Annotated in this window: 10 protein-coding genes; 9 read left to right on the plus strand and 1 reads right to left on the minus strand. The window is 32.1% G+C overall.

All coding sequences use genetic code 11. The annotated features are described in order from the left end of the window. The 9 genes from ABZA26_RS02395 to traF all read left to right on the plus strand — a co-directional run. A partial coding sequence (locus ABZA26_RS02395; RefSeq protein WP_372712927.1) for a type IV secretory system conjugative DNA transfer family protein occupies positions 1-843 on the plus strand: 843 nt, incomplete at its 5' end. Positions 844-846: 3 nt separating this feature from the next. Next, entirely contained in the window at positions 847-1,200 is a 354-nt protein-coding gene (locus ABZA26_RS02400) for a hypothetical protein (RefSeq protein WP_372712928.1), read from the plus strand. Further along, positions 1,197-2,129 carry a P-type conjugative transfer ATPase TrbB gene (gene trbB, locus ABZA26_RS02405; protein WP_372712929.1) on the plus strand — a complete coding sequence of 311 codons (933 nt, stop codon included), beginning with the start codon at positions 1,197-1,199 and terminating at the stop codon, positions 2,127-2,129. Before ABZA26_RS02400 ends, trbB begins: the two co-directional genes overlap by 4 nt. A gap of 21 nt (positions 2,130-2,150) precedes the next feature. Next, positions 2,151-2,408, plus strand: a complete 258-nt coding sequence (locus tag ABZA26_RS02410) for a VirB3 family type IV secretion system protein (RefSeq protein WP_372712930.1) — start codon at positions 2,151-2,153, stop codon at positions 2,406-2,408. Positions 2,409-2,435: 27 nt separating this feature from the next. Beyond that, positions 2,436-4,868, plus strand: coding sequence for a conjugal transfer protein TrbE (locus tag ABZA26_RS02415; RefSeq protein WP_372712931.1), 2,433 nt, complete (start codon positions 2,436-2,438; stop codon positions 4,866-4,868). A gap of 96 nt (positions 4,869-4,964) precedes the next feature. Further along, entirely contained in the window at positions 4,965-6,074 is a 1,110-nt protein-coding gene (locus tag ABZA26_RS02420) for a hypothetical protein (protein ID WP_372712932.1), read from the plus strand. A 26-nt stretch (positions 6,075-6,100) separates the two neighbouring features. After that, on the plus strand, positions 6,101-6,856 hold the full coding sequence (locus ABZA26_RS02425) for a conjugal transfer/entry exclusion protein (protein ID WP_372712933.1): 756 nt from the start codon (positions 6,101-6,103) through the stop codon (positions 6,854-6,856). A gap of 11 nt (positions 6,857-6,867) precedes the next feature. Beyond that, complete coding sequence (locus ABZA26_RS02430) at positions 6,868-7,920, plus strand: type IV secretion system protein (protein ID WP_372712934.1); 1,053 nt, start codon at positions 6,868-6,870, stop codon at positions 7,918-7,920. A 21-nt stretch (positions 7,921-7,941) separates the two neighbouring features. Next, on the plus strand, positions 7,942-8,439 hold the full coding sequence (gene traF, locus ABZA26_RS02435) for a conjugative transfer signal peptidase TraF (RefSeq protein WP_372712935.1): 498 nt from the start codon (positions 7,942-7,944) through the stop codon (positions 8,437-8,439). A 293-nt stretch (positions 8,440-8,732) separates the two neighbouring features. Here traF and ABZA26_RS02440 read toward each other — a convergent pair. Beyond that, positions 8,733-9,575 (minus strand): electron transfer flavoprotein subunit alpha/FixB family protein (locus ABZA26_RS02440; RefSeq protein WP_372712936.1); only part of this gene is annotated, 843 nt, incomplete at its 5' end.

Consider the following 9,575-nt stretch of genomic DNA (forward strand, 5'->3'; position numbering starts at 1 on the left):
GTTGAAGATGAAGAAACACAAGAGTTAATAGTAACAGAGTTTCCAAATACACATCCTGTGGCAGCAAGAGTTGCAGGAGACATGCTAGGAAAGGCAGATAAGGAAAGAGCGAGTATCGTTTCAACAGCTCTTACTAAATTAGGAATATATCAGGATCCTATCATAGACAAAAATACATCTGGCAGTGATTTTAAGATAAATGATCTCATGAATGCCGACGTTCCTTTAGATCTTTTTCTTGTCACACCACCTAAGGCATTAGATGTCACAGCTCCTCTTTTTAGGTTGATCATAACTCAGATTATATATGGACTCACTGAGGAAATGGTATTTGTGGATGGAATGAAAAATAAGGGATATAAGCATAGACTTTTACTTTTATTGGACGAGTTTTCTGCACTTGGAAAAATTCCATTAATAGAAAAAGCTTTGGCCTTTATAGCAGGTTACGGCATGAAGGCTCTTTTGATAACCCAGGATATTAACCAAGTAAATAGGCTATATACAAAAGATAATTCTATACTAAGTAATTGTTATGTATCTATTTTTTATACTCCTGCAAAATCAGATCACGAAACTCCAAGATTAATATCTAATTCTTTAGGAGATAAAACCATTGAGTTTACAACCAAATCCTGGAAAGGCTTTAAGTATTTATCTGATTGGAGTTATTCTTCACACAGAATTGGAAGAAGACTTTTAACAGAAGGGGAAGTTGGGACTTATCCTTCAGATAAAAACTTAATTTTAATAAACGGAAAGCCTCCTATACAAGGATTTAAGATTAAGTATTATGATGATAAAAAATATTTAAATAGATTAAAGCTAAGAGCAAAGGAGTAAAGTATGAAGCTAGAAAGTTTACACCAGAAAAGGGAACGCCTTAAAGAAGAAAAGAAAAGCTTAGATTTACAGATAAAAGAGGTCCTTCAAAAAGAAATGGCTAGAAAAAAGAGAGAGATCAATAAATTTTTAGACTACTTAGGTATCTATAGCAAAATTATTGACGATGATTTGGCAAAACAAGTTTTTTATGGAAGTGCTCAGGAAACAATTGAATTAATACAAGATCCTGAAAATAATAAGGAAAGATTAAAATATTTAAAAGAGATTGGAGCCTTTAAAATAGAGGCGTTAAAAGAACAGAAAAGAATGGAGGCACTTAAAAGAAAGGCCTCCAAAAAGGAAAGTATATCATGAGCCTAACTAAACAAAGGCAATTAGACCTTATTGAAACAGCCTTAGGAGAAACAATTTTGAACTACCTGCTAGATGATGATGTTATTGAAATCATGTTAAATCCAGATAGAAAATTGTGGATAGATACTCTTAATGAAGGTCGGAAATATACTGGAACAGATATTTCACCTTCTTCGGCATTAAGAATAATTAACTTAGTATCGAGTGCAGTAGAAACGGTAGTAAATAAAAACAATCCTATACTTAGTGCAGAACTTCCAGGAACAGGAAGTAGATTTCAGGGGATGCTCCCACCTACTGTTGCTAATCCAATTTTTACAATAAGAAAAAAGGCGATAAAGATTTTTACTTTAGATGATTATTTAGAAAGAGGATCTATAACGAAAAAACAATATTTAAAGGTCTGTAAGGCCGTAGAAGATAGAAAGAATATACTAGTTGTAGGGGGAACCTCCACTGGAAAAACAACTTTTTGTAACGCCATCATCAATGAAATGGCTAAGTATGATAATAGAATTATTATTTTAGAAGATACTCAAGAGCTTCAATGCTCAGCAGAGGATGTTGTTTTTATGAGAACGACAGATAATGTAACTATGCGTGACCTTATAAAGTCTACAATGAGATTTAGGCCAGACAGAATAATGATAGGTGAAATAAGGGGAGGAGAAGCATTAGATCTATTAAAAGCTTGGAATTCCGGCCATCCTGGGGGAGTTTGTACAATTCATGCCAATGACTGTAAATCAGGTCTTGAGAAATTAGAACAATATATACAGGAAGTGGCAACAGGCTCACAAGAAAAATTAATAGCCTCAGCAGTAGACATCATAATAACAATTAAGAAGTTAGGAACTAAAAGATACATAGAAAATATAGTAGAACTTAAAAACTATAATAACGATTATGAGTTATTAAAAATAGATTAATTGAGAAGGTGATAAAAGTCTATGAGTATTAGAGATAACTACAGAATACCAATATGTCAAGCAATAACAAAAGACATTCCAGTAGCAGGAGGTCCAAGAAATGTAGTTGTTCTTAATTCAACCCTTGCAGGAATTGTTTTTTTAGGATTTGAAAATATTATAATTATGCCGCTATTTGCTTTTACACATCTTCTCATTATTTATGCAGCTAAAAGAGATCAAAAATTTTTCGAGTGTTTTAAAAGATATATTCGGCATAAAAAATATTATCATCCCTGATTAAATATAAAAAATGGAGGAAAAGTTATGTTTCTTAAAGAGTACAAGGATATACAGGATCGATTAGCCTTTTATCTTCCTTGGGGATATATGGTTGAGCCAGGGATTCTTATTAATAAAAATGGGTCTATACAGGCTACCTTTTCCTTTCGAGGTTTTGATCTCGATAGTTCCACAATTGAAGAACTTACCTCTTCGGCAAAAAAAATTAATAACATTTTTAAAAGAATAGATGGAGAATGGACCTTTCATTGTGAATCAAAGCGTTTCAAATCCAAGAATTACATTGTTAGTAAAGAAATTAAGGAAATACCAGTTAAAATTATAGAGAATGAACGGAAAAAGTTTTTTGAAAGTGGGCATCACTATGAAAGTAAGTATTACTTTACCTTGACATATCTCCCTCCAAAAGACACCACAAAGAAGTTTCTTGATTTTTTTATAATTGGTGAAAAAGATGAAGTTGGAATAGATTACAAAGAAGCTATAAAAACATTTAAAAATCAAAGTGAAGATTTTTTTCTTTCCCTAAAATCAGTATTTGCCCAAGTAAAGTGGCTTAATGATAAGGAAACGTTAACATATCTCCATAGCACAATATCAGATAAATATCATGAAGTCAAAGTACCAGAATTTTCTTTATTGCTAGATAATTTCGTAACTGACACCCCATTGATTGGAGGCTTAGAACCAAAATTAGGAAATAAACATCTGAGAACTATATCAATAGACGGTTTCCCAGGATCAAGTGTCCCTGGAATTCTTGATGAATTAAACAGGCTCAATGTTGAATACCGTTGGGTTACTAGATTTATTGCATTAGATAAAGAAACAGCTTTAAAAAATCTAGAAAGCTATCATAGAAAATGGTTTGCTGGAAGAAAAAGCTTTTTTCAACTTATTAAAGAGGTATTTACAAATCAAGAAACCACACATAATTTAAATAGAGACTCCTTAAATAAAGCAGAAGAAGTAGCCCAGGAGAAAACTTTTATTCAAAGTGATAGAGCATCCTTAGGTTATTACACATGCACAATTGTGATCTTGGATGAGGATAAAAAAATTCTTAATAAAAAAATTAAAGAGATCGTTAAAATAATCAACGGTCTTGAATTTATAGCCCATCTTGAGACATTTAATACTATAGAGGCTTGGTTAGGATCTCTCCCAGGAACAACAATATACAATATAAGAAAACCCATGATAAATTCCTTAACTTTGGCTCATCTATTACCTATAAGTGCAGTATGGGCTGGTGAATTATGGAATAAACATCTTGACGTCCCACCACTACTTTATACACAAACAAGTGGAAATACTCCATTTAGATTAAATCTTCATCAAAGTGACGTCGGCCACACAATGATTGTAGGAATGACCGGAGCAGGGAAATCTGTAAAACTAGGTGCTCTTGCAGCTCAATTTAAAAAATATAAGAACTCACAAATATACATATTCGATAAGGGGGCTTCTTCAAGAATACTAACTAAAACTGTAGGAGGTGATTTTTATGATCTTGGAGGAGAAGATTTAGCTTTTCAACCTCTTGCTCAGATAGATAAACCTACTGAAAAAGAATTTGCCCAAGAATGGATTGAAGCAATTTATATACAAGAAAATATAAAGATAGATCCAAAGAAAAAGGAGGCTATTTGGAACGCATTAACTGACCTTGAGAATACCCCAATTGTCCAAAGAACTTTAACTGGATTTAAAGCATACCTTCAGGATGAAGACTTAAGAAGGGCTATAAAACCCTATACCAATGAAGGACCCTATGGAAAGTATTTTGATTCTTCTGAGGATAATCTAGACTATGGAAATTGGCAGGTTTTTGAGATGGAAAAGATTGCTGAAAAAAAACAAGTTATTACTCCTACATTAAGCTACTTATTTCATAGAATCGAGACAGAACGGCTTAAGGGAGATCCTACCCTTATAATTTTAGATGAATGCTGGTTATTTTTTGATAATCCACAATTTGAATCTAAAATCAGAGAATGGCTTAAAGTCCTTAGGAAGAAAAATGCAAGTGTTGTCTTTGCAACTCAAGAACTTAATGATATAGCTAAATCTAATATCTGCGAAACTGTAAAAAATGCATGCCAAACTAAGATATTTCTGCCAAACCCTAAAGCTAGAGAAAATATTGAAATATATACAGAATTTGGATTGAATGAAAGAGAAATTGAAATTTTGTCTTTAGGAACTTTAAAAAGGGATTATTACTATAAATCAGTTTTGGGTTCCAGGCTATATCAATTGGGATTAAGTCCTTTAGAATTAGCATACCTGGCAACAAGTGGCGAACATGATCAGCAAGCAGCTAAAAATATTATGCACCTAGATACCAGAGACTTCAATGTTGCTTGGCTCAAAATCAAGGGATTTGACGGAGAATCCATAATAAAAGAAGCTGAAAAAATAGAATTTTTTAAAACGCGTGCTACGAGGATTTGAATAAGCGAATAAGAGCTTGTTCTAACCACAGGAGCGCAACATATTATTAACTTATAAATACCTAGTATAAAGAATAACCAAAGAAAGGAGGACCAAATGAAAAACAAGCTCTTAGCTATCACTAGAGAAGGTATTCCGTATCTTCCACAACTTAAAAGGGTTCTCAAAAATACCAATGCAACTATTTTAATGCAACAAATTGAATATTGGTTTCATAAAAAAAATGGGCAGCCATTTTATAAATTTCTTTCTAAACCTAACAAAGAAAATAAATTCTATAAAAATGGTGATAGCTGGTCTGAAGAGCTTGTTTTTTCTGAAAAAGAAGTTAGAACAGCATTTAGTAAACTAGGGATTGCATATGGCAGCAAGAGAGCATTTGAAGAGACAATAAATAGTGGGAAAAATGTATTCAGAAATGAAAGAGGAGAGGAATTTTTTTATTGCTCATATCATGACAAAATTAAGGGCATTACTTTCTATTATAGGAATAATAAATATACTGATGATTTTTTAGACAATTTAATTAAAGTAGAAGCAAATGATCTAGATACACCAGAAATAAAAGGCAATCCCCCTAAACTCCCTTTGGGTAGTTACAGAGATGACCAAAGAGAATTTACGGAACTGCCTCAAGGGAAGTTACATATATCAGATACTACTTCAAATATTACTACAGAAGAAAAATCTTCTTCTAAAAAAGCAGAAGATAAGAAAATTCTCACTTTAAAATTTTTAGATAATTATAGTTTAAATGAAAAAACCAAATCTAACATAAGAAAAAATATCCCTAAACTTACAGAAGAGAATTTTAAAGAGATTTATAACAAAATGAAAAAAGATCCTAAAGTAAAATCTTTAAATGGAGCTATTTACACTGCTTTAATTGGTAAATGGAGTACTTTTAAAATAAATAGTAGACAAAAAGAATGGCAAAGGGGGGATGCAATAACCCCTGAAGAATTAAAGGAAAAGATAAAATATGACCTTGAAAATCTTGAAAAAATAAAATTTGAAAAGAGTATTTTACTTGAAGAATATAATAGCTTGCCTACTGAGAATAAAATTAAAATTTTGGAGACAGCTAAAATAAACTATCTCGAAGCAACTGGGACAAAATCCATGGATATACTGCATAAAAAAATTTTTGCTTCGACTAAAAATACATATATCGCTGAAATTATGAAACAAGTCAAGAAAGAATGATTTAAAGTTTGGGAGGAATCTATATTATGAAATTTATTTTAATTTTTTTTATTAGCATATATTCACTGACATACTCTTTCACAGTCCATGATCCCATAAATTACGCAGTAAATTTAGAAAATAAGTTAAATACTCTTGAACAGATTGATAACCAGATAAGAGGTCTTGAAAATCAAGCCAAAAGTCTTGTTAATCAAGCTAAACAACTTCAAAAGTTTGATTTAAGTTTGAGTATGGGATCGATACAGAACCTCAGAAATAATCTCCAAAAGATAATAGCATTACAAAATAATACTCAGTCAACAATTAATTATTACACTGATCTTCAGACCAAGTTTGTTGAACTTTATCCAGATTATACTGACGATTCTTTCCTCACAGCCAGTGATTATTCCAGAAAGGCAAAAGAACTTTCTAAAGAGATTAACAATGTTACGTATGATGTAATGAAATCTTTGGAGATAATATCTCCTGAAAAATATAATAATGATACAGAAAGGATAGATGCCATTATGGATACAGCTAAAGATGCAGAAGGTCAGCTACAAGCAATTCAAGCAATAGTCCAACTCTCTGCAGGAACAGCTCAGCAATTAATGGAATTAAAGTATTTAACAGGTCAGAGTCTTAAATTACAGTCAACTTACATTGTAAATAGAAATCAAGAAGAAATAAGAAACCTACAGAATGAAAAATCAAACTTAAGGCACGATATGGACACCAGTAATGAATCTTCAGGAATTATAGATAATGATGGTAATTTACTAGGGGAATTTTTCTAGGAGGAAACTATATGTATAGTGATAGTCAAATTTTAACTAAAACACTTGAAACACTTTCTAAAGAATTTTTTAGAATTCCTGAAAATTTAAAAGGAACAGCCCTTTGGCTTCTTCTTACCCTAACAATAATTGATTTTGGAATGCTTATTTTCAAAATTGATGAGATCAATTGGATAAAAACACTATGCAGAAAAGCTTTTAAAATAGGGTTTCTGTACTGGATAATAGACGAATATCAATATGTCTTAACAGAAATACAAAGGGGATTTGTTAAGATTGGGGTTAATTCTACTGGTTTTTTTAATGGCGAGCTTTTAAGAAATCCAAGTAATTTATTGACTGAGATATTTAACATAACTACACCCTTATATGACAATGCTGCTCTTTTTACAAAAACCGGACTCATGTATTGGGTAATTATACTTGTGATGTATTTCTGTGCTATTGCAATTGCATTTCAGGTCTTCGTTGTATGGCTTGAATTTTATGCTCTTACTGGTATAACTATAATATTTATACCATTTGCTGCTCTTGATAAAACTTCATTTATAACTGAAAAAGCTTTTTCTATTATACTTTCTATGGGGATTAAAATTATGACTTTAGCCTTAACACTGGGAGCTAGCTATAAAATTCTATCAAATATAAGTATACCGGCAAACATGGGGTTACTCCCTGCACTTCATGTATTGAGTATAGTAATGTCTATTATGTACTTAATATGGAGGACGCCAGGACTTGCAGCATCACTTTTAACAGGAAATCCTAATTTATCCAGTGGAGATATGGCTGGTTTTGTAAAAAGTGGTACAAGTGCAGGAGCTGCAGCTGTAGGTGGGGCTATAGGGGCTATGGCTGGTAGTGGTAAAAACTTTATTAATTTTGGATTGGGAGCCTCTGGTAAAGCAAGTCTTGGAGAGAGCTTTAAGGGGGAGAGAGCTCATGCTGCTGGTCAGAGAGTTAGTAAAATAATGTCTGGTTTTAGTAGAACTAATGATAATATAACTGCACCTGGTGGGAAAGAAAATTCAGAGTCGTACCAAAGTTCTAAAAAACATGAATAATTGGATGTGATAATTGCTTTTATGAAAAAATATAATTTTTATTTGATAATTTTTATTTTGAGCCTTGTCTCAATTTTATTTGCATTAAGAAACCATCTCACCATCAATGTAAGCTCTAGCCTTCCTAGAGGTGTCTACTGGCTTGCTGAAGCAGAAGAGATTGAAAGGGGAGATATGGTTCTTTTTAATATCCCTAAAAAATCTGAAAAGTACATCCACGGAAGAAAATATCTTAAAAAAGATATTAAAAAATTATTGAAAAAGGTAGTTGCCACAGAGAAAGAAAGAATAGTTAGGATTGATGATAGACTATATATAAATGGAAAATTTCATTCATATATCAAAAGCAAAGATTCCAATGGCAGAACCCTTCCTTACTTATCTACTAGAGATTTACAACCTCGGTTTAACGAATTATTTGTCCTTGGAACTAACCCTAATTCATTTGACAGCAGATACTTTGGAGCAATTAATAGATCAGAGATAGAAAAAAAGGCTAAACTAATTCTTAAATATTGAAATTAAAAATTAGTATATTTTTCTAGTTTTATCAATAAATATAAAGGGAGTAAGTCTATAAAAATTAATTGTATGTGAGAAACATTGTTTAGCTCTAAATATAGCAAGAGCTTTAAGTCAATTTCAAAAGAAAAAGTGGACTCAGAAGATTAGAGGTTGGGAAAAGATACTAAGAATGTTGGTAGTAGTTTATCCTGAAAAAATGGATAAATATTTAATTTAAAAAGGTGATCCAGCTGGATCACCTATAAATGACTAGGAATATAATTTACACGGAATTTGGGAAAGACCCATTACTTTGATTTTTGAATTTTCAATGTCTTTATTTCTTCAGTGATCAGAGGAACTATTTTGGAGACATCTCCTACAATTCCCAAGTCTGAAATATTAAATATAGGAGCTTCTTTATCTTTGTTTATTGCTATTATAAATTCTGACTCTTCCATTCCGGCTACGTGTTGTATTGCTCCTGAAATTCCTAGTGCAAAATAGATGTCGGGTCTTACTGTTTTACCTGTTTGACCTACCTGTCTATCATGATCTATCCATCCTGAATCTATTATTGCTCTTGAAGCAGATACAGTCCCTCCAATTTCTTCTGCAAGTCCCTCCAGTTTTTTGAAGTTATCAGCACTTCCGACCCCTCTTCCTCCAGAAATAAGAATATTGGCTTCTGTTATATCTATTTTTTCTTTTTCTTCTTTAACTATTTCAATTATTTTTACCTTCATTTTTGAACTATCAAATTTTACATTGAATTTTTCAATTTCACCTTTTCTTGCATCATCTTTTTGAAACTTTTGCATTACTCCAGGCCTTACAGTTGACATTTGAGGTCTGTGATCAGGACAGATTATAGTAGCCATTAAGTTTCCTCCAAAAGCAGGCCTTGTCATAAGAAGTTCTCTCTCTTCAGAAATTTCAAGTTTTGTACAATCAGCTGTAAGTCCTGTAACAACTCTTGCAGAAACCCTTGGTCCAAGGTCTCTTCCTATTGTTGTTGCGCCCACAAGAACTATTTCTGGTTTTTTATCATTTATAACTGATGAAAAAGCTTGCGCATAAGCTTCTGTATCATAAAATTTAAGCTCTTGGCTGTCTACAACCACAACTTTGTCTGCTCCATATGAAATTAA

This window comes from Ilyobacter sp. (assembly GCF_041583315.1).
Lineage (GTDB): Bacteria > Fusobacteriota > Fusobacteriia > Fusobacteriales > Fusobacteriaceae > Ilyobacter.

Coding starts and splice junctions, on each gene's coding strand:
- ABZA26_RS02400 (WP_372712928.1), top strand. CDS start 847: ATGAAGCTAGAAAGTTTACACCAGAAAAGGGAACGCCTTAAAGAAGAA.
- trbB (WP_372712929.1), top strand. CDS start 1,197: ATGAGCCTAACTAAACAAAGGCAATTAGACCTTATTGAAACAGCCTTA.
- ABZA26_RS02410 (WP_372712930.1), top strand. CDS start 2,151: ATGAGTATTAGAGATAACTACAGAATACCAATATGTCAAGCAATAACA.
- ABZA26_RS02415 (WP_372712931.1), top strand. CDS start 2,436: ATGTTTCTTAAAGAGTACAAGGATATACAGGATCGATTAGCCTTTTAT.
- ABZA26_RS02420 (WP_372712932.1), top strand. CDS start 4,965: ATGAAAAACAAGCTCTTAGCTATCACTAGAGAAGGTATTCCGTATCTT.
- ABZA26_RS02425 (WP_372712933.1), top strand. CDS start 6,101: ATGAAATTTATTTTAATTTTTTTTATTAGCATATATTCACTGACATAC.
- ABZA26_RS02430 (WP_372712934.1), top strand. CDS start 6,868: ATGTATAGTGATAGTCAAATTTTAACTAAAACACTTGAAACACTTTCT.
- traF (WP_372712935.1), top strand. CDS start 7,942: ATGAAAAAATATAATTTTTATTTGATAATTTTTATTTTGAGCCTTGTC.